This is a genomic window from Pandoraea faecigallinarum, assembly GCF_001029105.3.
Classification (GTDB): domain Bacteria; phylum Pseudomonadota; class Gammaproteobacteria; order Burkholderiales; family Burkholderiaceae; genus Pandoraea; species Pandoraea faecigallinarum.
Genome location: NZ_CP011807.3, coordinates 3,491,374 through 3,518,123, shown reverse-complemented (window position 1 = coordinate 3,518,123; position 26,750 = coordinate 3,491,374). Strand labels below are relative to the sequence as shown.

The 26,750-nt window shown below is 65.0% G+C and carries 17 protein-coding genes; 7 read left to right on the top strand and 10 right to left on the bottom strand.

Annotated features, from left to right (window positions below; all coding sequences use genetic code 11):
• Window positions 1-55: 55 nt before the first annotated feature.
• The 3 genes from AB870_RS15365 to AB870_RS15355 are packed head-to-tail and all read left to right on the top strand — an operon-like array spanning window position 56 to window position 6,047.
• Window positions 56-970: a hypothetical protein gene (locus AB870_RS15365; RefSeq protein WP_064674846.1), complete on the top strand. Its 915-nt coding sequence runs from the start codon at window positions 56-58 to the stop codon at window positions 968-970.
• Window positions 927-2,570, top strand: coding sequence for a Y-family DNA polymerase (locus tag AB870_RS15360; protein WP_047905387.1), 1,644 nt, complete (start codon window positions 927-929; stop codon window positions 2,568-2,570). Before AB870_RS15365 ends, AB870_RS15360 begins: the two co-directional genes overlap by 44 nt.
• A 21-nt stretch (window positions 2,571-2,591) precedes the next feature.
• Window positions 2,592-6,047 (top strand): error-prone DNA polymerase, encoded by a 3,456-nt coding sequence (locus AB870_RS15355; RefSeq protein ID WP_084663735.1) that lies wholly within the window; start codon window positions 2,592-2,594, stop codon window positions 6,045-6,047.
• A gap of 181 nt (window positions 6,048-6,228) precedes the next feature.
• On the opposite strand, the gene AB870_RS15350 is transcribed toward AB870_RS15355, so the two are convergent.
• The 4 genes from AB870_RS15350 to AB870_RS15330 all read right to left on the bottom strand — a co-directional run bounded on the left by AB870_RS15350 (window position 6,229) and on the right by AB870_RS15330 (window position 11,647).
• Complete coding sequence (locus tag AB870_RS15350) at window positions 6,229-7,599, bottom strand: nucleobase:cation symporter-2 family protein (RefSeq protein WP_047905386.1); 1,371 nt, start codon at window positions 7,597-7,599, stop codon at window positions 6,229-6,231.
• A gap of 473 nt (window positions 7,600-8,072) precedes the next feature.
• Window positions 8,073-8,369: a hypothetical protein gene (locus AB870_RS26955; RefSeq protein WP_053059400.1), complete on the bottom strand. Its 297-nt coding sequence runs from the start codon at window positions 8,367-8,369 to the stop codon at window positions 8,073-8,075.
• A 15-nt stretch (window positions 8,370-8,384) separates the two neighbouring features.
• Window positions 8,385-9,884, bottom strand: a complete 1,500-nt coding sequence (locus AB870_RS15335; protein ID WP_053059399.1) for an HDOD domain-containing protein — start codon at window positions 9,882-9,884, stop codon at window positions 8,385-8,387.
• Window positions 9,885-9,898: 14 nt separating this feature from the next.
• Window positions 9,899-11,647: a putative bifunctional diguanylate cyclase/phosphodiesterase gene (locus AB870_RS15330; RefSeq protein ID WP_053059398.1), complete on the bottom strand. Its 1,749-nt coding sequence runs from the start codon at window positions 11,645-11,647 to the stop codon at window positions 9,899-9,901.
• 48 nt (window positions 11,648-11,695) lie between these two features.
• On the opposite strand from AB870_RS15330, the gene AB870_RS26445 reads away from it, so the two are divergent.
• Window positions 11,696-12,124 (top strand): hypothetical protein, encoded by a 429-nt coding sequence (locus AB870_RS26445; protein WP_167362709.1) that lies wholly within the window; start codon window positions 11,696-11,698, stop codon window positions 12,122-12,124.
• A 56-nt stretch (window positions 12,125-12,180) separates the two neighbouring features.
• On the opposite strand, the gene cuyB is transcribed toward AB870_RS26445, so the two are convergent.
• The 3 genes from cuyB to AB870_RS15315 form a co-directional block, all read right to left on the bottom strand.
• Entirely contained in the window at window positions 12,181-12,909 is a 729-nt protein-coding gene (gene cuyB / locus AB870_RS15325) for a cysteate racemase (protein WP_047905385.1), read from the bottom strand.
• Between the two features lie 86 nt (window positions 12,910-12,995).
• On the bottom strand, window positions 12,996-13,898 hold the full coding sequence (locus AB870_RS15320; protein ID WP_047905384.1) for a transporter substrate-binding domain-containing protein: 903 nt from the start codon (window positions 13,896-13,898) through the stop codon (window positions 12,996-12,998).
• Window positions 13,899-14,043: 145 nt separating this feature from the next.
• Window positions 14,044-15,300, bottom strand: coding sequence for a D-amino acid dehydrogenase (locus AB870_RS15315; protein WP_047905383.1), 1,257 nt, complete (start codon window positions 15,298-15,300; stop codon window positions 14,044-14,046).
• Window positions 15,301-15,503: 203 nt separating this feature from the next.
• On the opposite strand from AB870_RS15315, the gene AB870_RS15310 reads away from it, so the two are divergent.
• On the top strand, window positions 15,504-16,463 hold the full coding sequence (locus AB870_RS15310) for a LysR family transcriptional regulator (protein ID WP_047905382.1): 960 nt from the start codon (window positions 15,504-15,506) through the stop codon (window positions 16,461-16,463).
• Window positions 16,464-16,472: 9 nt separating this feature from the next.
• Here AB870_RS15310 and AB870_RS15305 read toward each other — a convergent pair whose 3' ends face one another.
• The gene (locus AB870_RS15305) at window positions 16,473-17,075 is read right to left on the bottom strand and encodes a hypothetical protein (RefSeq protein WP_071386887.1); all 603 of its coding nucleotides are present in this window, start codon (window positions 17,073-17,075) and stop codon (window positions 16,473-16,475) included.
• A 40-nt stretch (window positions 17,076-17,115) separates the two neighbouring features.
• Window positions 17,116-18,537, bottom strand: coding sequence for an ATP-dependent RNA helicase DbpA (dbpA, locus tag AB870_RS15300; protein ID WP_047905380.1), 1,422 nt, complete (start codon window positions 18,535-18,537; stop codon window positions 17,116-17,118).
• Between the two features lie 141 nt (window positions 18,538-18,678).
• Between dbpA and AB870_RS15295 the strand changes: the two genes are divergently transcribed.
• Window positions 18,679-23,640, top strand: coding sequence for an NAD-glutamate dehydrogenase (locus tag AB870_RS15295; protein ID WP_047905379.1), 4,962 nt, complete (start codon window positions 18,679-18,681; stop codon window positions 23,638-23,640).
• A gap of 143 nt (window positions 23,641-23,783) precedes the next feature.
• Window positions 23,784-25,133 (top strand): MFS transporter, encoded by a 1,350-nt coding sequence (locus tag AB870_RS15290; protein ID WP_418303966.1) that lies wholly within the window; start codon window positions 23,784-23,786, stop codon window positions 25,131-25,133.
• 31 nt (window positions 25,134-25,164) lie between these two features.
• Here the strand turns inward: AB870_RS15290 and pdxR are convergent, their stop codons facing one another.
• On the bottom strand, window positions 25,165-26,709 hold the full coding sequence (gene pdxR, locus AB870_RS15285; RefSeq protein ID WP_047905378.1) for a MocR-like pyridoxine biosynthesis transcription factor PdxR: 1,545 nt from the start codon (window positions 26,707-26,709) through the stop codon (window positions 25,165-25,167).
• Window positions 26,710-26,750: the final 41 nt, after the last annotated feature.

Here is a 26,750-nt window from a genome sequence, read left to right as displayed (position 1 = left end):
CGACGAACTGCTATACTGTACATTCATACAGTATTCTGAGCGCTTGATTCTCCAGATGGCTCTGCCGCTTTCCTCTCTGCCTGCCGGGTTATGGCGCGCCAGTGAACTGGCGCACTGCCATCGGGCGGGCCACGCCACCGGTTTTGCGGCGCTGGATGCCGAACTGCCCGGTGCCGGGTGGCCGCATGGTGCGGTGACAGAGTTGTTGAGCGATCGTCCGGGAATCGGGGAGTGGCGTCTGTTGGTGCCGGTGCTGCGTGAGCTGACGCAGGCGGGCAAACCGGTGATGGTGATTGCGCCGCCGATGTTGCCGTATGCCCCGGCGCTGGCAGGGTGGGGCATCGATCTGCGTTGGCTCAGCGTGGTGATGCGCCCGGTATCCGGGGCATCCAAAAGCTCACGGGAATGGCTGGCGCGAGGCATCGAGGGACGAGCGGGGAGAGGGGGGGGGAGCACAGGCGGAAGCGGGAAGGACGTCCGGGCCGAAGACCGAGACATGCTCTGGTGTGCCGAGCAGGCGCTCAAGAGTGCTTGCTGCGGCGCGGTGCTGACATGGCTGCCAACGGCTACGCCGGAGCAGATTCGGCGTCTTCAGGTGGCGGCTGGCGGGAGTGAGACGCTGACGTGGGTAATGCGTCCCCCGGCGGCGGTTTCGAGCGCTTCGGCCGCACCGCTGAGGTTGGCGCTGACGGTCGGTGAGGGCAGCCGGCTCGGCGTGCAGTTTCACAAGCGCCGCGGGCCGCCGCGTCTCGATCCGCTCTGGCTGACGTTGCCTGCACCTTATACGCGCGCCCCGCAACCGGCGGCCGACACCCGCGACGACGCGTCGCCGTTGCACGCCCAGCCGAATCCTGCTCCTTCGTCCGCCACGTCCGCCACGTCCGTCACGTCCGTGGTGTCTTTCGTATCTGTTGCCGGAGTCTCGCATGGCCTGCTGGATCGCTCTGCATCTGCCATATCTGGCACTTGAGATCGCCTCTGCGCGCCTATGGGCGGACGGGCAGGCCGAGGCGTCCCCCGATACGACGGTGGTGCTGGCGCAGTCGCGTGTCTGGCAGGCGGGCGAGGTGGCACAGGCAGCCGGGGTGCGGCCAGGCATGCGTCGTGGCGGTGTGCTGGCGCTGTTGTCGCAGGCCCGGTTTCACGACCGCGATGAAGCCGCCGAGACACTCGCTCTCGAAGCGCTGGCGTTGGCATTGTTGCGTTTTGGCCCCGACGTGGCGATTGTCGCCCCACAGTGCGTAGTGATCGACGTCGCACCGAGTTTGCGATTGTTCGGCGGGCTGGCTTCGCTGGCGGCGCAAGTGCTCGAGAGCGCGCAGGCATTGGGGCATCGGGCTTCGGTGGGGATTGCGGCGACGGCCAGCGCGGCGTCGTTGCTGGCGCGCGCCGCAGAGGCGGTGCCGATGCACGCCGACCTGCTGCACGTCGACCTTTGTGCACCGTACAGCGAGGCTGGCGCCTCGGCATGGCATTCCGAATCCTGGCGGCCACCACCGCTGGCGGCGCTACCCGAGCAGCTCGACCCGCTATCGGTTGCGTTATTGCCCGAGGCGCAGCCATGGCTCGACTGGCTGGAGCACATCGGCTGCGCAACGCTGGGCGAATTGCGGGCGCTGCCATCGGCCGGCGTGAGACGCCGCTGTGGCGCAGACCTGCCGGCCGCGCTTTCCCGGGCGTATGGCGAGACGCCGGAGGCCCCCACTTGGTATCGCGCGCCGCCTCATTTCGAAGCGGTACTGCCATTGCCCTCGCTCACTCACGACGTCGAAGTGCTGCTCTTCGGTTTGCGTCGTCTGTTGGCGCAGTTGACGGGATGGCTCGCCGCCGGGCAACTGGCCGCACGCGCATTGACGCTGATACTCGAACACGAACCGCTCGGCAGAGAAACACTGGCGCCGACGCGCTTCGACATTCGGCTGGCCGAAGCGAGTGCTGCGCCCGCGCACCTGTTGTCGTTGTGCAAAGAACGGCTCGCACGCGCTGCGCTGATCGCACCGGTGCTGACTCTGCGGCTCGACATTACGCAAACGGCACCCCACGTTGCGCAAAGCGGCGCGTTGCTGCCGGAGCCGGGGCGCGAGCGGCAGGATTTCGTGCAATTGATGGAGCGCGTGGTGGCGCGTCTGGGAGATGAGCACGTGCGACGGTTGCAGGTGCGCGGCGATCACCGTCCCGAGGCGGCGTTCGTGAGCGTGCCGTATGGGGCGACGAATGCCGGTGGGCAGGTGGAGGCAAGGATTGCGAGTATTGCGTCGGCGGGGCAAGGGGCGGCATCCGGTGCGAACCGTCATCTGCCGCAGACCAGGCGCATATCGCCGCCTCGTCCGGTATGGCTGCTCGATGCGCCACAGCGCTTGAGCGTGCAGCAGGAGCGTCCGTGGCGGCAAGGACCGTTGCGACTGGTGAGCGGTCCCGAGCGTATCGAGGCGGGATGGTGGGAGCCGGGCACGGTAACGCGCGACTACTTCATCGCCGCCGATACGTCGGGCGCGTTGTTGTGGGTATTTCGGGAGCGTCCGGTGAAGGGGGCCGATGCTGCGTGGTATTTGCACGGCCTGTTTGGCTGAGATCGACGGGGCGGCTGTCTTATGAATTTTGACGATGACTTCTCATGGCAAGGGGCGGTGGCCAAAGGGCTGGCGGCCAACGACGACGGTATCGATACCCCCGATGCCGATCCTTCCCGATTGCGCGGGGAGGACGACGGCGGCTTGCCTGCGTATGCCGAGTTGCATTGCCTGTCGAATTTCTCGTTTCAGCGCGGGGCGTCGCACCCGGAGGAGTTGGTCGCGCGCGCGGTGCATCTCGGTTACACCGCGTTAGCCATTACCGATGAGTGCTCGCTCGCAGGTGTCGTTCGGGCGCTGGCTGAAGTGGAGAAGGCCGAGCACAAGCACATGTCGTTGATCGTGGGCAGCGAGTTTCGTCTGACGCCCGAAGACGCATCGTTACAAACACCGATAGCGTCGGAGGGACGATCGTCGAATCGCTCATCAGCTCAGCAATTTCAGCCCCATCAGCCCCATCGACCCTCCCGGCCCCCACTGTCCGGTATCGATGCAAACGCGCCGGATGGCCACGATTCCGATGTCCTCGATGCCCTCGGCACCCTACATCTGGTGGCGCTTGCACAGCACCGGGACGGTTACGGCAACCTGTCCGAGATGATTACGCTCGGACGCATGCGAGGGCCGAACCGCAGCTACCGTCTGCACGCGAGGGATTTCAGCGCACCGACCGGGGAGCACGCGCATCTGCGCGGTCTGCGGGGATGCCTGATCATTCTCGTGCCCGATCCCGATGCGAGTCATGAGCGCACGCTGGCCCAGACGCGCTGGGCGGCGCAAACGTTCGGAGAGGCGCGCCTATGGCTGGCCCTGGAGCGTCGCTACCGGGCCGACGACGAAGCGCATCTGGCGCGTTTGCGCGCGATCTCGGCCGAGTGTGGTGTGCCGCTTGTCGCCACCGGGCATGTGCTCATGCATGTGCGCTCGCGCAAACCGTTGCTGGACACGCTCACGGCAATCGGCTTGGGCAAGCCTGTGCAGGCATGCGGGTTGTCGCTCACGGCCAATGCCGAGCAGCATTTGCGTCCCCGACTGCGGCTTTCATGGCTTTTTCCGCAAGATGCGCTGGCCGCGACGATAGAGATGGCATCGCGATGCCATTTCGACTTGCGCACGCTGCGTTATGAGTATCCGGAGGAACTGGTGCCTGCCGGGTACACACCGGAATCGTATCTGCATCGGGAAGTCCAGGCGGGAGCGAAGCGCCGCTACCCGAACGGCGTGCCGGAGAAGGTAAGGAATCTTCTGGAAACGGAACTGAACCTCATTCGAGAGCTTGAGTACGAGCCGTACTTTCTGACCGTCTACGACATCGTGAGCTTCGCCCGTAGTCAGGGAATACTGTGTCAGGGGCGTGGCTCGGCGGCGAATTCAGCCGTGTGCTATTGCCTCGGGATTACGGCGGTGAATCCCGACGAAGCGCAAGTGCTGTTCGGCCGGTTTCTGTCGAAGGAACGCAAGGAGCCGCCGGATATCGACGTCGACTTCGAGCATCAGAAGCGCGAAATCGTCATCCAGTACATCTACAGGAAGTATGGCAACGACCGGGCGGCGCTGGCGGCGACGGTCATCAGCTATCGCATGCGCAGCGCGGTGCGCGACACGGGACGCGCGTTGGGCATCGACCTGTCCATCGTCGAGCAGGTCGCGCAGAGTCAGCAATGGTGGGACGGCAAGGAGAATCTGCTCGCGCGCATGGCCGCGCAAGGCCTGTCGCCCGATGCACCGACGACACGCCTGTGGGCCGATCTGGTGGCGCGGTTGATCGGTTTTCCCCGGCATCTGTCGCAGCACGTGGGCGGTTTCGTGATCTCGCGCAACAGACTGTCGCGTCTCGTGCCGATTGCCCCGGCGGCGATGGAAGGGCGCTACGTCATTCAGTGGGACAAGGACGATATCGAGACGCTCGAACTGCTCAAGGTCGATGTGCTTGCCCTCGGCATGCTGAGTGCGTTGCGTCGCACGCTCGATCTGCTTGGCGAGTGGCGGGGGGCGCCGCTTGAACTGGCCGACATTCCGCGTGACGATCCGGCTACGTTCGGCATGATTCGACGGGCCGACACCGTGGGCGTCTTCCAGATCGAGTCGCGGGCACAGATGAGCATGTTGCCGCGTTTGCAACCCAAGGTGTTCTACGACCTGGTGGTACAGGTCGCGATTGTGCGTCCGGGGCCGATTCAGGGCGGCATGGTGCATCCGTATCTGAAGCGGCGAAAGGATCGGAAACTGGTCGACTATCCTTGCGACGCGATCAAACCGGCGCTGGAGCGCACACTCGGCGTGCCAATCTTTCAGGAGCAGGTGATGCAGATCGCGATGATCGCTGCCGACTTCACGGCGGGGGAGGCAGACGAATTACGCCGTTCGATGGCGGCATGGAAACGCAAAGGCGGGCTGGAGAAATTTCAGAACCGCATCGTCAGCGGGATGCTGAAGAACGGTTATCCGCGCGAATTCGCCGAGGCGATCTGTCGCCAGATCGAGGGGTTCGGCGAGTACGGATTTCCCGAGAGTCATGCGGCGAGTTTTGCGTTGCTTGCGTACGCCAGTGCATGGCTCAAGTGTCATGCGCCGGAGATGTTCCTGTGCGGATTGCTCAACAGTTTGCCCATGGGGTTCTATTCGGCGTCGCAACTGGTGCAGGACGCGCGGCGGCACCGTGTCGAAGTGCGTGCGGTGGATGTATGCGTGAGCGATGTCGAATCGCGTCCCGAGGCGCGGATCGGCCGGTACGGGAACGCGCGTCGACCGGCAGTGCGACTGGGCCTGTCGCTGGTCAAGGGACTGTCGGAGGAGGGGGCGAAGGCGATCGAGGCGGCGCGCAGACAGCGGCCCTTCACCGATATCGACGATCTGACGGCACGGGCCGCGTTATCGCGCCGGGATCTCGATGCACTGGCCGCGGCGGATGCGCTATCGGCGCTGCTGGGCGGACGACGTCAGGCGCGCTGGACGGTAGCAGCATGGCAGCCGCCGACACCGCTGCTCGGCGCAACGGTTTTGCGCGACGCCGCGCCGGGCAGTGCGGACGAACAGGTCGCGCTACCGCCGATGCCCGAAGGGCAGGACATCGTGGCCGATTATGCGAGTACGGGACTGACGCTGCGTCGCCATCCGCTGCTGTTATTGCGAGAGAAACTGGCGAAGCTGCGCGTGCGCACGGCGAAGGACTTGCAATCCGAGGGCGTGCATGGGCGACGGGTACGCACGGCCGGCATTGTGACGGGACGTCAGCGGCCTGGCACGGCCAACGGCACGGTTTTTGTGTCCCTGGAAGACGAGACGGGCATCATCAATGTGATTGTCTGGCCGGATCTGGTCGAGGCGCAGCGCAGGGAGTTGCTCGCGTCGTCGTTATTGGGCGTGGAGGGCGTGTGGCAGCGCGAGGAGCGAGTCACCCATCTGGTCGCACATCGGCTGATCGATCTCTCGCCGATGCTCGGCGAACTGACGATCTCAAGTCGGAACTTTCACTGATGGGATGTTGCGGAATATCGGGGGATATCGGGGGGTATTGAGGGATATGCGGAATTGGCTCGCCATAGTCCGATCACGGCGTCCTGCCGGTCAGCGCCCCCACATCGCGTCGACCGGCAGGGCGTTCCACACCGCCCGGAACCATGCTGATTTGCGACTTCGCGACTTGCCGCCATGTGCCTCAATGCGCAGCGTCCGCTTGCCTGGCCGCTTCCTGCGCCAGCGCACTTGCCTCCTCTTCGCTGCGCAAGCCGTTGAAATGCGCATTGAGCAGAACAGCACTGATCGATGCGAGCAGAATGCCGCTGTGGAAGAACGGGGCGAGCGCATGCGGCAGTTTCATGAAGAATTTGTCCGACGCCACCGGAATCATCCCCACGCCGATACTGATCGCGATGATGTACAGGTTGTAGCGGTTCTTCGAGAGGTCGACGCTCGACAGAATCTTGATGCCGGTGGCCGTCACCATGCCGAACATCACAATGCCCGCGCCGCCAAGCACGAACTGCGGCACTGACGCCACGATGTGCGCGACCTTCGGAAACAGGCCGAGCACAATCAGAATCGCGCCGCCCATCGCGCACACCCAACGGCTTTTCACACCCGTCACGCCAACCAGTCCCACGTTTTGCGAGAACGACGTGTACGGAAAGGTGTTGAAAATGCCGCCGATCAGCGTGCCCAGTCCATCGACACGCAAGCCTCGCACCAGCGTCTTCTGATCGACCGGCCGTCCCACGATGTCGCCCACCGCGAGGAACATGCCCGTCGACTCGATGAACGTCACGAGCATGACCAGTGTCATCGTTGCGATGGCGATTGGATCGAAGCGCGGCACACCGAAATGGAACGGCATGACGAAGCCGAACCACGGGGCCTCCGATACCCCTGCAAACGACACCTTGCCCAACGCGATCGCCACGAGCGTTCCGAACAGAATGCCGAGCAGCACCGCGATGTTGGCGAAGAAACCGCGCACATATTTCGTGATGAACAGAATGCACAGCAGCACCGCAAACGAGACGCCCAGGTACAGTGGGTTGCCGTAATCGGGGTTGCCGAAACCGCCCGCCGCCCAATTGATCCCCACCCCCATGAGCGAGATGCCGATCACCGTAATGACGGTGCCCGTCACGACCGGCGGAAACAACCGCAACAGTTTGCCGATGAACGGTGCGATCAGAATACCGATGATGCCGGCCGCAATCGTGGCGCCGTAAATGTCGAGCAACCCGAGGTCGGGATTCGTGCCGATGGCGATCATCGGCGTGACAGCGGTAAACGTGACGCCCATCATGATCGGCAGGCGAAGGCCGAAGATCCAGAGACCAAGCGTCTGAATCAGCGTCGCAATGCCGCAGGCAAAAAGGTCCGCGTTGATCAGAAACGCAATCTGGTCGACCGACATCTTGAGGGCGCCGCCAATGATCAGCGGTACGGCGACCGCTCCTGCGTACATCACGAGCACGTGCTGCAATCCCAGCATGAACAACTTCGGCAGCGGCAGGCGCTCGTCGACCGGATGCACCGGTACAGCAGCAGATTGCGTCATGTCTTCTCCTGGTCCGTCGGTACGATTTGATTTACAGGGGTGATTCACAAGGTGAAACCGAGCGTAAATTCTTTACCGGGAGACAGCGAGTCGCGTCAAAAAACGCATGCGCGCACCGAGCATGGTGTACTCGCCCGCCATCAACGCACAGTCATGGAGAAAAACTGCGGTCTGCCGACATGGTACGCCCGAGCGCACGGATGGCGGCACACGGCGTGAAAGCCTTATGCCGCGTGGCGGGCGAGGCAGGGCCGGGCGGAATTCGCGAGGACGGCGGATGCCTGGAGACGGACGAAATATCCAACGCGGCCCTGGGCGCCATGCACGCTGCCGAACGCCAGCGGGTGGAACATACCGGATTTCAAATACCAAAGATTGCATTTGGCATATGAATTGTGCCGACACTGGAGCGTTCGACAAGGCAAACGCAACCGGCAAACGCAACTTGCCAACGCAACCCGAACCCCCCCGGCCTAACGAAAACGCCCGTCGACAAAGGTCGGACGGGCGCCGGGCAAACCGGGCAAACCGGGCAAACCGGGCAAACCGGGCAAACCGGGCAAACCGGCCAAATCGGGCAAATCGGGCAAATCGGGCAAATCGGGCAAATCGGGCAAATCGGGCAAATCGGGCAAATCGGGCAAATCGGGCAAATCGGGCAAATCGGGCAAATCGGGCAAATCGGGCAAATCGGGCAAATCGGGCAAATCGGGCAAACCGGCCAAATCGGGCAAACCGGCCAAATCGGGCAAATCGAAAAGGCCGGCCATCGTGGGGCGGTCGTCTCAGCGCCCGCCGGTCGTACCCGATGGCCTGCGGGCCAGCGAATCGGTGATCTTGCCCGTGGCGGCATTTTGCTGCGCCACGCTCTCGAGCTTGCTGGAGATCTCATCCCCCATGTAATGCAGGAACTCCATTTCCTTTGCCCCGATACCGCCCGCACACAACGCACCGCCCCAGTCACCGTAGAGCAAAGCCACGGTCTGGTTGCGCTGGCGAACCGGCAGCAGGAAGAACGACTTCACATTCGAGAAATGCTGGCGGTGCCACAGCGGGATACGCGGCACGATGCGCGGCTCGCGGGCGTTGTCGATCAGGATCGCACGACCGTTGGTCAGCGCAAGATGGAAGACATCCGGCTCGAAGGCTTCCGGGAAGGTGAGGCCCAGCAGGGGCTGCACGTCGCGCCCGATCCCGAAGCGCATCTCGAAACACTTGCCCGCCGGTGCTCGCACGAACGCGGCGCAGTTGACGAAGCCCAGCGATTGCAGAATCGCTTCGAGCGTCAGATTGAGCAGCCCGACGGCGTCGGTCTCCCCGGTCGCGGCGCGCACTTCGGACAACCCGTCGGCCAGACGCCGCGCCGAATCCAGCGGCTTGCCCGCGGGCGGTTGACGCGTGTTCGACGCGCCGGTGCTGATCGCGATGAATTCCTGATGGCTCGTGTCGCGAACCATCTCTTCGCCGACGGAAACGACTTCGCCGATGTCCAGCGCGAGACGATCGGCATAGCGCTCGGCCAGCTCGGCCAGACGCGTGGCATCGGCGCCGCGCGTGAGTTCCGTCACCATCTCGTTGGACATGTTCGCCACGGCGCACAGCCAGTCGGCGTGCGAGAGCGGTGCATCGCCTTCCAGATCGATCGGGCGCATGCTTGTCGCGATCGACTCCGGTAGTCCCCACTTGCGGGCCGCCGCTTCGGCAAGCTCGGGGAACGAAATGCCCAGGACCTGCTCGCAAGCGTCGCTGTCGCTGATGCCTTGCCCGGCGGCGATGTCCTGAATCTGCGCCCATTCGTTGGGGAAGCAATAGGTCACCAGCAGGCGCGCCACATGATGCAGCAGCGTGCACACGACGGCCTCTTCACCGTCGCGAATGCCGTTCTTGGACGTAATGTCGCGTGCGAATGCCCCGGCGAGCGTCGCCCGGGCAAGCTCGCGAGCCATGTCGTCGCGACGCGCCGCGACTTCGCCGAAACCTTCGAGCAGCTTCAAACTCAGCGCCAGGTGACCGATCGTGTCGACGCCAAGGATCATGATGGCGCGCGAGACCGTCGTCACGTTGCAGCCGAACGGCGCGTACATGGCGGAGTTGGCCAGCCGGATCACTTTCTGGGTGAGGGCAAAGTCGGAGAGTACCGACGACGCGAGGTCGGCCGTGCTGGTGTTCTCGCTTTGCATGGCAGACACGATGCCCGTGACCGAGCGTTGCAGCGACGGAAAGTCGCCGCGCTCAGCCATGCGCTGCCAGAGCAATTCGAGCGTTTTTTCTTTGGTAAGACTCATGGTAGCGGGTCCGGTCAGTGGCCGGCATCCACGTTGAGACGCCCGCTCGCAAAGGCTGCCTCCAGTTCTCCCGCAGGCAAGGCCTTCGACACCAGCCAGCCCTGGATGGAATGACAGCCGCGATCGATCAGCATCTGCCGTTGTTCTTCCGTTTCGACCCCTTCGGCGACAGCCGACAGTCCCAGCTCGCGTGCCAGTCCCAGAACTGCCGTCACGATCGTACGGTCGTTCGGTGACGTCGGCATGTCTTTGACGAAGCTGCGGTCGATCTTGAGCGCGGAGAGCGGGAATCGCTTGAGATATCCGAGGCTCGAATAGCCCGCGCCGAAGTCATCGACGGCGAAACGCACGCCGAGCGTCTGCAACTCGCGCAGCACCAGATTGGCTTGCTCCGGGTCACGCATGAGCACGCTTTCGGTAATTTCGAGCACCAGCCGGTGACCTTCCACGCCGGAGTCGGCAATGGCCTGCCACACCAGACTCGGGAACGACGGATGGTGAAACTGTTGTGCCGAGACGTTGACCGACATGTACAGGCCGTCGAGCCGGGTGCGATCCCAGCGCGCGAGTTGCATGCACGCCGCGCGCAACGCCCAGCCGCCCAGCAGATTGATCAGACCGTTGGCTTCGGCCAGCGGAATGAACTCGGCCGGCGAGACCGGGCCGAGCGCCGGATGCCAGCGCATCAGCGCCTCGACACCCTTCACGTTCAGCGAAATCGGATCGCAGATCGGCTGATAATGCAGGCTGAATTCACCGTTGTGAATCGCCTCGAACATCGCCGATTCCAGCGAAAACGCCTTGCGGTGCAAATCGCCCAGATCGTCCGTATAGACGAACAGACCGTTGCGGCCGCGATCCTTGGCGCAATACATGGCGGCGTCCGCATGCTTGATCAGCAAGCCGGCAGAGTCGCCATGCTGCGGATAGAACGACACGCCGATGCTCGTCGTCAGGTGCAGCAACTGGTCGCCGACCTGAAACGGTTGCTGCACGGCCGAGAGCAGTCGCTTCACGATGCCGCCGAGCGCCTGTTCGTTATCGCAACCGGGCAGCACCAGAACAAATTCGTCGCCGCCCATGCGTGCGGCCATGTCCGTTTCGCGAATCTGGGCGATCAGACGCTGCCCCGCGTCGCGCAGCAACTGATCGCCCACGTCGTGACCGAGCGAGTCGTTGACCTTCTTGAAGCCGTCGAGGTCGAGCAGGGCGACGGCGAAGTTCGGACCGCCTTCGCGCGCGTGCTGAATCGTCTCGACGATGCACTGCTGAATATATTGACGATTGCCGAGTCCGGTCACCGCGTCGCGTACCGCCAGGTCGGACAGGCGCGCTTCGTTTTCCTTGAAGGCGGTAATGTCTTCGCCATGCACGATGAACGTGGCGCCGGCCCCGCCAGCACCTCCGATACGGGGCGTGTACTGCGCAATGCGCAGACGCATCCAGACCCGGTCGGTCAGGCCGCGCAGCAGGCGCACGGTGCACTGCTGGGGGCCGAGCGTCTGGGCGGCGGAAAAGGCGTCCTGCAACAGGGGAACGTCTTCGATGCCGGTCAGCTCGAAAAGCGTGGCATGGTCGATGTACTCGCGCGAGTACTCAAGCAGACGTAGAGAAGCTTCGGCAATGAAAAGGAAACGGCCATCGGCTGCAACGTGAGCCGAAAGTCCGCCGGTCAGCTCGACCAGCGCCCGGGATAACGCCGGGGCCGGCGCCGCGGCACTCGCCTCGGCGATTGCCGGTGCCAGCGTCGAAGGCTCGACCAAAGGCACACCGGCTGGGAGTCGATCTGAACTCATTGTTGTTGTCTGTGCATGCATCACGTCGAGCGCGCTGCCGCTCATGTGCTTCCCCGTTCAGGCAAACGCGCTCATGGCCGGACTTCGGTCCGGCAGGTGTCCGATGGATTGTCGGCCATTATAGCCAAAGACGCCAGCGATTTTGGTGACCACAATCCCCGTTTCATGCCGCTTTCCAACGGATTTCCGGTGTTGGATTTTTTCCTACAAGGCGATCGGAGTTTTTTCCTGCATGACCGGTGGCGTTTGACCGAAGCCGGTCGACATCGTCCGCCTGGAAACCGTCACGCCGCCGGTATTCTCACCGGTGCGATCGACTCGCGTGCGCCAGTCTACCCAAGCGCGGCCCACTTGAGGGCATCGCCATCGTGGATTTTTAACATTGCGATGCAACATCGCAACGGCACCCATGTCGTCGCAGGGCGCACGATTCGCGGTCGGTGAGCGTGAAATCGGGAAATTGAGAATGGCCGGGCGGCGAACGCCGCCACGGCGAAGCTTCAGGCGTGAGCGGGTGCCTCGTGCGCGAGCGACCACGCAATGCAGGCCCGGGCCAGTGCTGCGGAGGCGTCCAGGCCGAAGCGTACGAGCGGCGTTTCGCAAGTGGCCAGCGCCACCGGAATTTCCGTGCAGCCGAGAATGACGCGTTGCGCGCCGGCCGCGAGCAACTGTTCCATCGCCATGGCAAGCGCTTCACCGCCGCGGCGAATTTCGCCCGCCTTGGTCAGGCGGATGCCTTCGTTCACAAGGGTTTGATGCGCGAGCGGTTCGTTCGCCGAGACGAAGCGGTAGCCGAGCGCTTCGAGGCGGGGACGGTAGACGTTCGCGTGGTGCGTGCCTTCGGTCGCCATCAGGCCGATGGGCGAGCCGGGCGGCACGCATTTGGACAACTCGCCGGCGACGGCCTCGACTACGTCGAGCACCGGCAGCCGGGTGCGATGACGCAGCGCGTCGAGCCACGCATGGGCGGTGTTGCAGGCGATGGCAATGCAGCCCACGCCGGACTGCTCCAGCGCGTGCACCCCGTCGAGCATGCCGTCGAGCGGCGAGGCGCCGTCGCGCAGCAGGGCTTCGGTCCGGTCGGGGATCTGGGGCACCGAATACAGGATGAACGGGATGTGATCCTGATCGCGGTCGGCGGGATGTTGATCGACGATCTTGCGGCAGAGGTCGATGCCGGCGGCGGGGCCCATGCCGCCGAGGATGCCGAGGGTGGCGTGCGAATTCATGGCGATGGCAATCTGCGGGAACGGCAAAAAACGGGATCGTCCGGTGCGGGGACCGTGGCCCCCGCACAACGGACCGTCCGTCAGGATCAGTCGTAAGCCTTCGTGATCGGATCCCTGAACATGGCGCGCATTTCCGGCGTCATCGGATAGTTCATGTTCTGGTTCTTCGGCGGCACCGGCTGGGTGAACCACTTGTCGTAGAGCCTGGTCATCTCGCCGGACTTCTGCATGTCGGCGATCACGGTGTTTACCACCTTGGTGAATGCCGGGTCGTCCTTGCGCATCATGCAGGCGTAGTTTTCGAACTGAAGGTTCGGGCCGACGATTTCAAAGTTCTTGGCTTCGCCGGGCGGCAGGGCGGCGCGCTGGCCGTAGAGCAGCGGTTCGTCCATCACAAACGCGACGGCGCGGCCCTGCTTGACGGTCAGGAAGCCGTCGGAGTGTTCCTTCGTCTGGATCAGGTTGAAGCCGATCTCGCCTTTCTTGCCCGACAGAATGCGGTCGGCCGTCGTGCCGGCCGTCGTCGCGATGGTCTTGTCCTTCAGGCTGTTCAGATCGGTGATGCCGGAGCCCGTCTTCGCGATCATCTTGATCGAGTAAAGGAAGATGTTGTGCGAGAAGCCGACTTGCTTGGCGCGCTCGAAGGTGTGCGTGGTCGAGCCGCATTCCAGGTCGATGGTGCCGTTTTGCATCAGCGCGATGCGATTTTGCGACGTGATCGGCGTTTCCGTCACTTTCAGGTTCGGCGCGTTCAGTTCCTTCTTGACCGCGTCGACGATCTTGAGCGCGATTTCCTGCGAGTAGCCGATGGTCTTGCCGTTGTTGTCCGAGTATGAGAACGGAATCGACGACTCGCGCACACCCAGAGCGATCACGCCGGTGTCCTTGATTTTCTTGAGCGTGCCAGTCAGTTCCTGCGCGCTCGCGGTTTGGGCGAACAGGGCGGCAGCAGCGCTGACGAGCAGCAAGGGAGCAAACAGCTTCTTCATGGTCTCTGTCCTATCGGAAGTGAATGGCACGGTGGTCCGCGCCGTTGGAATGTCAAAAGCCAAACACACTGATACAACCCGGCACCTTCCCCAACGGTCCCCGGGGGAGCGATGCCAATGGCCCGTCATGGTCGGACACCGGCCGCTAGGCGGCCAGACGGGCAAACCCTGCAAGATCGACGGCAGGACGCTTGCCGTCGATAGCGTCGGCGATGGCGCGTGCGGCCCCCATCGACAACGTGAAACCCAGTGCGCCGTGGCCCACGTTCAGCCACAGATTGCCCACCTTTTCCGCGCGGCCCAGGATCGGGCGACCATGCGGAGTGGACGGGCGCATGCCGGTCCACTCCAGCGGCGCGGGCGTGCCGCGCAGCGACGGGAACAGTGCGGCGGACAACGTGCGCAGCGCGTCGATGCGATGCGCGGCGATGCGATAGTCGTACCCCACCAGATCGGCAATGCCCGCCACGCGCAGACGCGCACCGAGACTGGCATAGACGACCTTGTTGTCGGCGTCCGTGACCGAGACTTGCGGGCGGGCGTCCGCGGGGGCGTCGCAATACGTCAGGCTGTAGCCCTTGAGCGGATACATCGACACCGGCTCGCCGGCCGCGCGCAGCAGCGGTGCGGCCGCCAGCCCGTTGGCGACGACACAGGCATCGACCGCAATGTCTTCGGTGCGCGTGCGCACGGCTCGCACCGCGTTGCCGCGTATGTCGAAGCCGGTCACTTCATGCTCGAAGCGCAGCGTGCCGCGCTCGTGCGCACCGACGATCCGTGCCAGTTCCGTGCACAGCATCTGGCAGTCGCCGGTGCCTTCGCCCGGCGTGTGGATGCCGCCAGCCAGTTCGCCGGCGATCCTGCCCAGCGCGGGTTCGAGCGTGGCGCACGTTGCCGCGTCCACACGGCGTTGCGGGTAACCCAGGCCGTTGGCCAGTTCGAGCGATCGTTCCGCGGCGGCGAGTTTGCCCGCGTCGCGATACACCACGAGCTTGCCGCTCAGACGGTAGGCGAACGACGCCGACTCCTGCGCCAGAAACTCCAGCATCACCTCGCGGCTGTGCAGGCCGAGCGCGAGCAGACGCAGCGTCGAATCGGCATTCGCTCTCGCGTTGCAATGCCTGACGAATTCGAGCGACCAGCGCCAGAAGTCCGGATCGAGCGACGGTTTGATTCTCAGCGGCCCGGTGCGGGAAAACACCAGCGAGGGCAGTTGCGATAGCACGCCCGGGGCGGCGAGCGGCGACACGTAGCCGTAGCTGAGCTGGCCGCCGTTGGCGAAACTGGTGCCCAGCCCCGGCGCGCGTGCGGCGTCGATCACGGTAACTTCGTGGCCCGCGCGAAGCAGCTGGTACGCGCTGGCGAGGCCGACGATGCCCGCCCCGATAACTCCAATGTGCATGACGATAAATAACAACGAAAAACGCGAGGGAAAGCAAGGCGGAAAAAATTCGCCCGGGCGGGTGTACACCCGCCTTTGCTACGCAGTGTAGAGGGAGAAAATTCGGTAACCTATGCGGATTTGAGGCAGCATATGTCTTTTGGCTATAGGTTCGGCGCGAGTGCCGGCACGGTAGCGAGGACGACGGGGAGACGACATCAGGCATGAAATTGCGGCATATCGAGACATTTCGCGCGGTGGTGCTGACCGGGTCGGCCAGCGGCGCGGCGCAACTGCTCAACGTCTCGCAACCGGTCGTCTCGCGCGTGTTGCAGCACGCGGAGCAGCAACTCGGCTTCAAGCTGTTCGATCGCGTCAAGGGGCGTCTCGTGCCGACGGCCGAAGCGCAGCGTCTGTATCCCGACGTCGAGCGGATCTTCATGGATCTGGAGCGGCTTCGGACGACGTCGCGCAATCTGCGCGCGCATGGCGTCGGTCATCTGCGCATTGCGGTCACGCCCAGTCTCGCGCAGAGTCTGCTGCCCGCGGCCATTGAGCGCATGCGGCGCGCGCATCCGGACGTGGTCTTCGAGCTCATCACCCATCACACCAGCGAGACGATTACCGCGATCCTGACCTCATCGGTCGACGTGGGTATCGTGTCGGCGCCGCCGATGGCGGCCGGTATCGTGAGCCGTCCGGTGGCGCAGGGCCACATCGTGCTGGCCGTGCCGGCTTCTTGGCCGAAGCTCTCGCGGCGCGGCCCGGCCAGCGCCGATGCACTGGCCGGGCGCGACCTCATCAAACTCCACGACGACACGCCGCTGGGGGCGCTGATCAACGAGCGTCTCGACCAGACGGCGTTGCTGCAAGACGCCGAAGTCATGGTGCAGACCTATTCGCTCGCCGCCGCGCTCGTCGAGCATGGCCTCGGCTATGCGTTACTGGATCAATTCACGGCAGCAAGCGCGCATGTGCAGGCGCAGCGTTTGTATCGCGTTGCGCCGGCGATCGACTTTCCGGTCGAGATGTTGCGTCCCGCGCATGCGCCCGAGTCGGTGCTGGCCGACACGCTGTTGCGGCATCTGGCGGACGTTGCCGCGGAACTCGGCGAACGCGCCGACGCGCTTTGCGAAGGCCGCGAGATCGTGCTCACGCCGAGCGACGAAGCCGATCCCGGCTGATGCTGCGACTCACCGGCAGCCCGGCTCGCTTTTCACTTCGTAATAGGTAAACGGCTGCGGCTGGAGCTTGTCGGCGAGCGAGGGATAGTTCGCCTGTACGAAGCGTCGCGCGCCCGCCATGTCGAATTCGGTACGCAGCCAGATCTTGCCGTCGCGGCTATCGAGCACGAGTGTGCCTGCGTAGATCACATCGCCGCGCTTGACCTGGACGGTCGGCACCTTGCGTCCCTTGCAGTAGCGGAAGCGGTAGCTGTTGTCGGCGGGTGTGAATTCCAACGGACCGAAACGCTCGTTGCGCATGAGCGGCGAGACACGCATGGCGAGGTAGCCGCGTGTGGGCGGATTGCTGTTGAGCGTGCGCGTGATCTTGCCGCCGATGATGCCGTTGACCGTCTGATTGAAGTCCGAGTAGCTCCACGGCCCCCACGTGCTTTGCAGTGGCGTGTCGAGGCCGACGATGACGATGGCGTATTCGTCGAGCGTGTCGTCGGTGAGCGTGGGGTTGGGCGGAACGCCCTTGGTGCTGCATGCGGCCAGCACGCCGGCCGCCATGACGAGAAGCGCCCGGCGCCACGTCGAAGGGAAGAACAACAGGGTACGCAGTGACCTCATTGCAGCCTCCTTGTGGCGCGCGGCGCTCAGGGGACGGAAACTAATCCTGAAGAAATCTTACCTTGACCTTGCGGCCCTTGACACGACCCTCGGACATCTTGCGCAACGCCACCGGCGCGATGTCGCGTTCAACCGCAATATACGTGAAGTTCTCCAGCACGTTGATCTTGCCGATCTGCGAGGCCGCGAAACCGGCTTCCCCCGTGAGCGCGCCGAGCACGTCGCCCGGGCGGATCTTGTCTTTCTTGCCGCCGAGCATCTGAATCGTCACCATCGGCGGGAGCAGGTGGCCACTGCCGGTAGGCGTGAGCTCCGAGAGCTTGTGCCACTGGACTTCCGCGCCCATCGCGGCTTCGATGTTGCCGACGCGGCCCATCTCGTCCATCGTCGCCAGACTGAACGCCCAGCCGTCTTCGCCGGCGCGGCCCGTGCGGCCGATGCGGTGGACGTAGACCTCGGGGTCGGGCGTGACGTCCACGTTGATGACCGCTTCGAGCTGCGCGATATCCAGCCCGCGTGCGGCCACATCCGTCGCTACCAGCACGGAGCAACTGCGGTTAGCGAACCGGATCAGCACCATGTCGCGTTCGCGCTGCTCCAGATCGCCGTGCAGTGTCAATGCGTGAAAGCCTTCGGCGCGCAGCACATCCGTCAGGTCGTTGCACTGGGCGCGTGTATTGCAGAACGCGATGGTGCTTACCGGGCGGAAGTGGTCGAGCAGCTGGCCCACGGCGTGCAGACGCTCGTCGTCGCGCACTTCGTAAAAGCGTTGGCGTATCTTGCCGGCGTCGTGTTTCTCTTCCAGACGGATCTCGCGCGGCGCTTTCAAAAAGCGCTGGGCAAGCTTGCCGATGCCTTCGGGGTAGGTGGCCGAGAACAGCAGCGTCTGACGCGTAGCGGGCGTTTGCCGCGCCACTGCCGCGATATCGTCGAAAAAACCCATGTCCAGCATGCGATCCGCTTCGTCGAGCACCAGCGTCTTGATGCCGGTGAGCGAGAGCGTGCCGCGATCGAGGTGATCCATGATGCGCCCCGGCGTACCGACGATCACGTGCGCGCCGTGGGCGAGGCTTTCGGCCTGCGGGCGCAGCGGCGAACCGCCGCACAACGTGAGTACCTTGATGTTGTCCTCGGCGCGCGCGATGCGGCGCACTTCCTGCGCGACCTGTTCGGCGAGTTCGCGCGTCGGGCACAGCACGGCGGCCTGAACGGCGAAATCGCGGGCGTCCACACGCTGGAGCAGGCCCAACGAGAACGCGGCGGTCTTGCCGCTGCCGGTCCGGGCCTGGGCGATGATGTCGTGGCCCGCGAGAATGCCGGGAAGCGATGCCTGCTGAATCGGTGTCATCGAGACATAACCGAGCCGTGCGAGGTTCTCCTGCATGGCAGGCGAGAGCGGCAGGCTCGAGAAGGGCGTCGCGGGTGCGCTGTCGTTGCGCGAGTCGGGGGCTTTTGAGGTCATGCGCGATTATACCGTCGGAGGCATCCCGTTTTTCGTGGCGCTCCGGCCTGCCCGCCCTCAGGAAAACCGCCGTTGCCAGCCCGGGGCCGCCGGGCGTAGCATGGCTTTGCCTGTCCCTGTCCCATTCCCGCCGAGGTCATCATGCCCGCGAATTCGGAAGAGAAGGTCCGCCAGCACATGGCGGAAGTCGTTACGATGGCCCGCGAGCGAGCGCCCGACGTGGCGACCCTGTTCGAGGCTTTCGTCCGGCATTACTACGGTCTGGCCGATGCCGACGACGTTGTCTCGCGCAGTGTCGCCGATCTGTACGGTGCGGCCATGGCGCACTGGCAACTCGGCCGGAAGTTCGTCTCCGGCGAGCCGTGCATCCGCATCTACAACCCCACGCTCGACCAGCACGGTTGGCATTGCAGTCACACCGTCGTGGAGATCGTCAACGACGACATGCCGTTCCTCGTCGATTCGGTGACGATGGAGATCAACCGTCAGGGGCTGGCGCTTCACTCGGCGTTTCACCCGGTCTATCGCATCCGGCGCGACACGTCGGGCAAGCGCCTGGGCGTCGCGCCCGGCAGCAGCAATACCGGCGCCGCCACGGAAGACGACGGCAGCCGCTTCGAGTCGTACATCCACATCGAGGTCGACCGGTTCTCCGAACCCGAGCGCGTTCAGGCGCTGGCCGACGGCCTGCAGCGCGTGCTGGGCGACGTGCGGGCCGCAGTCGAGGACTGGCGCGCGATGCAGGCCGCCGCCCATGCGGCCATCGAATCGCTCACGCAGCGCGCCGAACAACAGGACGTGACGGCCCGGGAGCGTGAGGAGATCGACGAAGCGCAGGCCTTTCTCGACTGGATGCTCGGCCGTCACTTCACCTTTCTCGGCTATCGCGACTACGAACTCGTCGAGCGCGACGGCGAGCACTATCTCCAAGGCGTGACGGGCACCGGCCTCGGTGTGCTGCGCGAGTCGCTACGCGACGCGGGCGCCCCCGACGTGACACGTCTTTCGCCGGGCGCCATCGGCATCGTGCAGGCAAGCTCCCCGATTTTTCTGACGAAGGCGAACTCGCGGGCGAGCGTCCATCGTCCCGGTTACCTCGATTACGTGGGGGTGAAGCGCTTCGACGCTCAGGGCAAGGTCTGCGGCGAGCGGCGCTTCCTCGGCCTTTACACGTCTACCGTCTATATGGTGCCGGCCGACGAGATACCGCTGGTACGCCGCAAGGTTGCCGAAGTCATTCGACGCACCGGTTTCCTGCCGAACGGCCATCTCGCCAAGACGCTGGCCACCATCCTCGAACAATATCCGCGCGACGAATTGTTCCAGATCGACGTCGATCCGCTTGCCGACATCGCGTTGGGCATTCTGCGCTTGCAGGAGCGTCAGCGCACCCGGCTGTTCGTGCGGCGCGACCGCTTCGACCGGTACGTGTCATGCCTCGTGTTCGTGCCGCGCGAGAAGTTCAACACCGATCTGCGCGTGCGCGTGCAGAACCTCTTGCTCGCGGCCTATCACGGCACCAGCGTGGAGTTCACGCCACAGCTCTCGGAGTCGATGCTCGCGCGTATTCACATCACCGTGCGGACGGAGCCGGGCAAAGTGCCGGATGTCGACGTCAACGAACTGGAAGCCCGCATCGTCGAGACGACCCGGCGCTGGCAGGACGATCTGTCCGACGCTCTGCGCGAGCAACTGGGGGAGGAGCGTGGCACGCAGGCGCTGCGTCGTTACGTACGGGCGTTTCCTGCGGGGTATCGCGAGGACTACGCGGCGCGCGTCGCCGTACGCGACGTCGCGCTGATCGAGCCGCTGTTGGCCGCTCGCACGCCGCCCTCGCAGGCGGATGCCGGAGGTGCATCGGGTCCATCGGCGGCGACACCGCTCGCCATGCAACTGTATCGACCGCTGGAGGCGGCCCCCGGCACGCTGCGCTTCAAGATCTATCAGGTGGGCGAGCCGATCGCGCTGTCCCGCAGTTTGCCGATGCTCGAACATCTCGGCGTGCGGGTGAACGACGAGCGGCCGTATCGCATCGAGCCGGCGGATGCCGGCGTGGTGTGGATGCACGACTTCGGCATGACGAGTCTCGACGGCGCGGATGTGGATCTGGAATACGCTCGCTCGCGTTTCGAAGACGCCTTCGCCCGCATCTGGGCAGGCGATGTGGAGAACGACGATCTCAACCGTCTGGTGCTGCAAGCCGGTCTCACGTGGCGTGAGGTGCGCATTTTGCGGGCGTACGCAAAGTACATCCGGCAAGTCGGTTCGACCTTCAGCAATGCGTACATCGAGAACGCGCTCACCGGCAACCCGGCGATTGCGGGCATGCTGGTGCGGCTGTTCCTGGCGCGCTTCGATCCGGCGCTGAGTGCGGATGTCCGCGATTCGCGCGCCGAGCGGCTGCGCGCGCAAGTCCACGCGGCGCTCGAAGACGTTCCCAACCTCGACGAAGACCGCATCCTGCGCCAGTTCCTCGGCGTGCTCGAAGCCACGCTGCGCACCAACTATTTCCAAAGCGCCCGGGGTGGCGCTGCACAGACCGAACAGAAGGCATATCTGTCGTTCAAGTTCGATCCGTCGAAGGTGCCCGGCCTGCCCGAGCCCAAGCCGATGTTCGAGATCTGGGTCTACTCGCCGCGCGTCGAGGGCGTGCATTTGCGTGGAGGGCGTGTGGCGCGCGGCGGACTGCGCTGGTCCGACCGTCGTGAGGATTTCCGCACGGAGGTGCTCGGACTGGTGAAGGCGCAGATGGTGAAGAACACCGTCATCGTGCCGGTCGGCTCGAAGGGCGGTTTCGTGGTCAAGCAGCCGCCGCCGCCCGGGGACCGCGATGCCTATCTGGCCGAGGGCGTGGCGTGTTACCAGACATTCCTGCGCGGGCTGCTGGACCTCACGGACAACTACGTCGACGGGCAATTGGTGCCGCCGCCGCAGACGGTGCGCATCGATGGTGACGATCCGTATCTGGTCGTCGCTGCCGACAAGGGCACGGCCACCTTCTCCGATTATGCGAATGCCATATCCGCGGAGTACGGCTTCTGGCTGGGAGACGCATTTGCGTCGGGCGGCTCCGTCGGTTACGACCACAAGAAGATGGCCATCACCGCACGCGGCGCCTGGGAGTCCGTCAAGCGGCATTTCAGCGAGATGGGCGTGGATACGCAAACGCAGGACTTCACGGTCGTGGGCATCGGCGATATGTCGGGCGACGTGTTCGGCAACGGCATGCTGCTCTCGAAGCACATCCGGCTCGTTGCCGCGTTCGACCATCGTCACATTTTCCTCGACCCCACGCCCGATGCGGCGACGTCGTATGCCGAGCGCCAGCGGTTGTTCGAGCTGCCGCGCTCCAGCTGGGCCGACTACGACACCCGGCTGATCTCGGCGGGCGGCGGCGTCTTTGCGCGTACCGCGAAGGCCATTGTGTTGTCGCCGCAGATTCGGGAGTGGCTGGGGGTCGACGCCCCGGAGATGGCCCCCAACGACTTGCTGCGCGCGCTGCTGAGTGCGCCGGTGGACCTGCTGTACAACGGCGGGATCGGGACTTACGTCAAGGCGAGTACCGAGACGCACGCGCAAGTCGGCGACCGTGCGAACGATGGGCTGCGGGTGAATGGCGCAGAGTTGCGTTGCAAGGTGGTGGCCGAAGGCGGCAACCTGGGGCTTACGCAACTCGGACGTATCGAGTATGCACAGCACGGCGGACGCATCAACACCGATGCCATCGACAACTCCGCCGGCGTCGACTGTTCCGACCATGAGGTCAACATCAAGATCCTGCTGGGTCTGGTCGTCACCGATGGCGAAATGACGCTCAAGCAGCGCAACGCCCTGCTTGCGGAAATGACGGAGGAAGTCGGCACGCTCGTGCTGCGCGACAACTACCTGCAAACGCAGGCTTTGTCGCTCGGCCGGTTGCGCTCGGCGGCGGCGCTCGACGACGATGCCCGCTTCATGCGGTATCTGGAGCGGGCGCAGCGGCTCTCGCGCACCATCGAGTTCCTGCCCGACGACGAAGCGCTCGACGCCCGGCGCGCAGCGGGTACCGGCCTGACGTCGCCGGAGCGGGCGGTCCTCATGGCCTACGGCAAGATGTGGCTGTACGACCTGTTGCTCGCGAGCGATCTGCCGGACGCCGAGTTCGTCGCGCACGGCTTGCCGTCCTATTTTCCAGCGCCACTGGCAAACCGGTGTGCCGCGGCGATGCAGCGCCATCCGCTCAAACGGGAAATTCTCGCGACAATGCACGCCAATGCGCTGGTCAACCGCGCAGGGGTGACGTTCGTTCACCGGCTGAGCGAGGAAACGGGCGCCGAACCGGCGGATGTCGTGCGGGCCAGCCTGGCGGCGCGGGGCGCGTACGGACTCGACGCGCTGTGGCTCGATGTCGACGCCCTCGACGCGCGTGTCTCGCATGAAACGCAGGCCTCGCTCTTCACGGCGCTTGCACAGTGGCACGAGCAGGCGACCCTGTGGTTCTTGCGACGTCGGCTGACGGACGTGCCGCAAACCGTTGCGCGCTTGCGCGGCGTGCTCGATCCAATCCTGCCGACGCTCGATACGCTGGTGAGCGGCGACGCCGCACAGGACGCTCAGGCCCGATGCCAGACGTTGATCGACGCAGGCGTGCCGCCGTTGCTCGCGCAGACGGCGGCCGGCATCGGTGCGCGCGTGGCGTTGCTCGATATCGCCGAAGTCGCGAGCACGACCGGTTGCGAACCGGCGCTTGCCGCGCAGGTGTATTTCGCACTGGATACGCCGCTCGGCTACCGCTGGTTGCACACGGGCGTGCTCGGCTTGCCCATACAGACGCACTGGCAGCGGCTCGCGCGCGCCACGTTGCTTGAGGAGTTGTCGGCGCTGCGGCGCCGGCTGACGGCGAGCGTGCTCGAAGGCGTGGGCCACGCGCAGGGCAACGATGCCCCGTCGGACGAAACTGCCGGGGGCAGTCCCGCGGGCCGGCTCGTGGCGAGCTGGCAGACCACCCATGCGGAAGCGCTCGCACGGTACCACCGCGTGTTGGCCGATCAGGTCGCGAGCGGCAATCCCGACCTTGCCATGTTGTCGGTCAGCATGAAATCGTTGGCAGAAGTGGGGCGCTAAAGCGCTTTTAAGCGTTTACACAAAACGGGGGAAACGGCGTATCATCCGGGAAAACCCTAGGATTGAGTCAACCCGCACGCATGCTTGCCCGTCGTGCGGGTTGTCGCTTCCTGGGGTTTCGTCGATTCCTGATCCCCTGCGCAATGCCTACCGACACCCGCCCCGCGAACGGCCAGTTCGCCACGACGTTGCAGATCGTCTCCACCGTGTTCTTCACGTTTCTCTGCTATTTGACGATCGGCCTGCCGCTCGCGGTGCTGCCGTCGTTTGTCCATGTCGATCTGGCGTATAGCTCGGTGATCGCCGGGCTGGCTATCAGCGTGCAATACCTTGCCACGTTGCTCTCGCGCCCCTACGCCGGGCGAACGGCTGACGCCTGGGGGCCCAAGCGCACTGTTCTGTGCGGTCTGGCGGCGTGCGGTGCGTCCGGCTTGCTCGTTGCGCTCGGGGGCGTGTTCTCCAGTGTGCCCTGGCTCGCACTGCTGGCGCTGATCGCGGCACGTCTGGTGCTCGGCTTCGGCGAGAGCTGGGTGTCGACGGGCGCGATCATGTGGGGTATCGGACAGGTCGGCCCGTCGCACACTGCGCGTGTCATCTCGTGGAACGGGGTGGCGACCTACGGCGCGCTGGCGCTCGGCGCACCGCTGGGCGTGGCGCTCGACCACGCATACGGCATTGAGGCCGTGGGGGGCGCCGTGGCGCTTGCCGGCGCCGCCGGTCTGCTGCTGGCGCGCATGAAGCGGGCAACGCCAGTGATTCATGGCGAGCGTCTGGCGTTCCGGGCCGTGCTCGGCCGTGTACTTCCGTTCGGCATGGGTCTCGCGCTGGGTTCCATCGGCTTCGGTGCGATTTCCACGTTCATCACGCTGTACTACGCCAGCCATCGCTGGGACAACGCCGCGTTGGCGCTGACGGCGTTCGGCCTGTGCTTCATGGGCGTGCGTCTGCTGTTCGGTAGCAGCATCGGGCGTTTCGGCGGTTATCGTGTCGCGATGGCGTCGTTCGCGCTGGAGGCCTTCGGCCTGATCGTGCTCGGCATCGCGCCGACCGGCTTCACGGCGTTGCTGGGCGCCGCACTGTCCGGTGCGGGCTTCTCGCTCGTGTTCCCGTCGCTGGGTGTGGCGGCGGTCAATCTCGTCCCGGCGCAAAACCGCGGCGCGGCGCTTGGCGCATACTCCGTATTTCTCGACGTTGCGCTCGGCGTGACCGGCCCCGTCGCCGGTCTGATTGTCGGTGCGTATGGCTACGCCGAAGTGTATCTGTGTGCCGCGCTCGCCGCGATGGCTGCCGTTCTGCTTACGCTTTGGATGGCGCGCAATGCCGCCGTCGACGCGGCGCACGGCAGCGAAATGGCTGGCGAGACGGCGGACGAAACGGCGGGCGAGACGGCGGACGAAACGGCGGGCGAAACGGCGGGCGACACGGCGGCGGCCGGCAAGCCGGCACAAAGCACCACGTCCGCAACGCCGGCACCCTCCGCCACGTGCGCGTAAGAACACTACGCCTCGCCCGCCGGTGGGACTGTCAGGACTGCGCCGCCACAATCGCGGCCAATCGCCGGACCAGCCCGGGGATACGTGACGCATCCGTGTCCCCATAGCCGATTACCAACCCGTTGTCCGCCGGTTGTGGGTCGAGCGCAAAGCTCGACAGCGCGCGAGGGCCAATGCCTTCGCGCTGCGCTGCCGCCACGATCGCCTTGTCGGGAAACGCCGGATCGAGCCGTACCGTCAAATGGAGTCCGCAGCGCTCGCCGATCACCGCGTAGGCGGGGTCGAAGTGGGTTGCCAGTGCGTCGCGCAATGCCGTCTGACGCTCTCGGTACAACCGGCGCATACGCCCCAGATGCCGTGCGAAATGTCCGCTGCGAATGAAATCGGCGAGCGCGAGCTGTTCGAAGCGATGGCCGCCACGCAGCAGTTCGTCGAGGGCATCGCGAGCCTGCGTGGCGAGCGCCGTCGGCAGGACCAGAAAGCCTAGCCGCAGGGCCGGGAACATTGTCTTGCTGAAGGTGCCGACATAGACCACGGGCGCATCCGGCACCATGCCCTGCATCGCCGCGATCGGTTCGCCCTGATGGCGAAACTCGCTGTCGTAATCGTCTTCGAGAATCCACGCGCCGTGGCGTCGCGCCTGCGCAATCAGATCGAGACGGCGCGACGCCGAGAGCACACTGCCCAGCGGGTATTGGTGCGACGGCGTGACGTACACCAGCCGGGGTGGCGAGCGTGTCCACAACGCTTGCGGAATCACGATGCCCTCGTCGTCGACACGCAGCGCCTGCAGGCGCACGTCGCTCGAATGGAAGGCCGCCTTCGCGCCGCGATATCCCGGATCTTCCATCCATACCGTATCGCCTGGGTCCGTCAGCAGGCGCACGCAAAGCATCAGCGCCTCGTGCGCGCCTTCCGTAATCACGACTTGAGACGCCTCGCAGCGCACACCGCGAGAGATCCGCAAGTGGCCCGCAATCGCTTCGCGCAACGCTGGCTCGCCCAACGGATCTCCGTAGTGATAGTGACGCGGCAGCGCCTCGCGCATCACACGTTCGAGCGTGCGGCGCCACGTGCTTGCGGGAAAGCGGGTGAGGGCCGGCACGCCGGGCGTGAACGGCAATGGCGTTTCGTCGGCGCGCGCGGCGTGGCGCGTGGCGGGCAGGCGCTGGATGCGGCGCGACGCGAGTGGTGCGGCAACGCTTTGCGTCGCCATGGCGGAAGCGGCGCCGGCGTGCGCCGCCTGTGCGGCAATGTGCGGGTCGAGCGAGAGCTGTGCCACGCGCGTGCCGAGCCGATGGGGCACGATGAAGCCCTCGGCGGCGAGCTGGTCGTAGACGATGGACACCGTGTTGCGCGAAACGGCGAGGTCTTCGGCGAGCGTGCGCGACGCGGGTAGCCGCGCGCCGGCGGGCAGGCGCCCTTCGAGAATCGCGTGTTTGAGACGCGCGAGCAGTTGCTTCTGAAGCGAGGTGCCGCGGCCCGGGCCGGTCGCGAGCGGGCTGTCGAAGAGCGCGGCGACACTCTCGGGCGGGAGCGCCGATGGGGCAGGCGGGGCTTTGGGGAGCGCAGTCATGGCACCAAGAGATTGGCTTGCTGTGGTGCTTTTAATCGTAC

Bases quoted from the DNA above. Each gene is read 5' to 3' on its own strand.
- AB870_RS15365 (WP_064674846.1), top strand. From the start codon at position 56: ATGGCTCTGCCGCTTTCCTCTCTGCCTGCCGGGTTATGGCGCGCCAGT.
- AB870_RS15360 (WP_047905387.1), top strand. From the start codon at position 927: ATGGCCTGCTGGATCGCTCTGCATCTGCCATATCTGGCACTTGAGATC.
- AB870_RS15355 (WP_084663735.1), top strand. From the start codon at position 2,592: ATGAATTTTGACGATGACTTCTCATGGCAAGGGGCGGTGGCCAAAGGG.
- AB870_RS15350 (WP_047905386.1), bottom strand. From the start codon at position 7,599: ATGACGCAATCTGCTGCTGTACCGGTGCATCCGGTCGACGAGCGCCTG.
- AB870_RS26955 (WP_053059400.1), bottom strand. From the start codon at position 8,369: ATGGCCGGCCTTTTCGATTTGCCCGATTTGGCCGGTTTGCCCGATTTG.
- AB870_RS15335 (WP_053059399.1), bottom strand. From the start codon at position 9,884: ATGAGTCTTACCAAAGAAAAAACGCTCGAATTGCTCTGGCAGCGCATG.
- AB870_RS26445 (WP_167362709.1), top strand. From the start codon at position 11,696: ATGCATCACGTCGAGCGCGCTGCCGCTCATGTGCTTCCCCGTTCAGGC.
- cuyB (WP_047905385.1), bottom strand. From the start codon at position 12,909: ATGAATTCGCACGCCACCCTCGGCATCCTCGGCGGCATGGGCCCCGCC.
- AB870_RS15320 (WP_047905384.1), bottom strand. From the start codon at position 13,898: ATGAAGAAGCTGTTTGCTCCCTTGCTGCTCGTCAGCGCTGCTGCCGCC.
- AB870_RS15315 (WP_047905383.1), bottom strand. From the start codon at position 15,300: ATGCACATTGGAGTTATCGGGGCGGGCATCGTCGGCCTCGCCAGCGCG.
- AB870_RS15310 (WP_047905382.1), top strand. From the start codon at position 15,504: ATGAAATTGCGGCATATCGAGACATTTCGCGCGGTGGTGCTGACCGGG.
- AB870_RS15305 (WP_071386887.1), bottom strand. From the start codon at position 17,075: ATGAGGTCACTGCGTACCCTGTTGTTCTTCCCTTCGACGTGGCGCCGG.
- dbpA (WP_047905380.1), bottom strand. From the start codon at position 18,537: ATGACCTCAAAAGCCCCCGACTCGCGCAACGACAGCGCACCCGCGACG.
- AB870_RS15295 (WP_047905379.1), top strand. From the start codon at position 18,679: ATGCCCGCGAATTCGGAAGAGAAGGTCCGCCAGCACATGGCGGAAGTC.
- AB870_RS15290 (WP_418303966.1), top strand. From the start codon at position 23,784: ATGCCTACCGACACCCGCCCCGCGAACGGCCAGTTCGCCACGACGTTG.
- pdxR (WP_047905378.1), bottom strand. From the start codon at position 26,709: ATGACTGCGCTCCCCAAAGCCCCGCCTGCCCCATCGGCGCTCCCGCCC.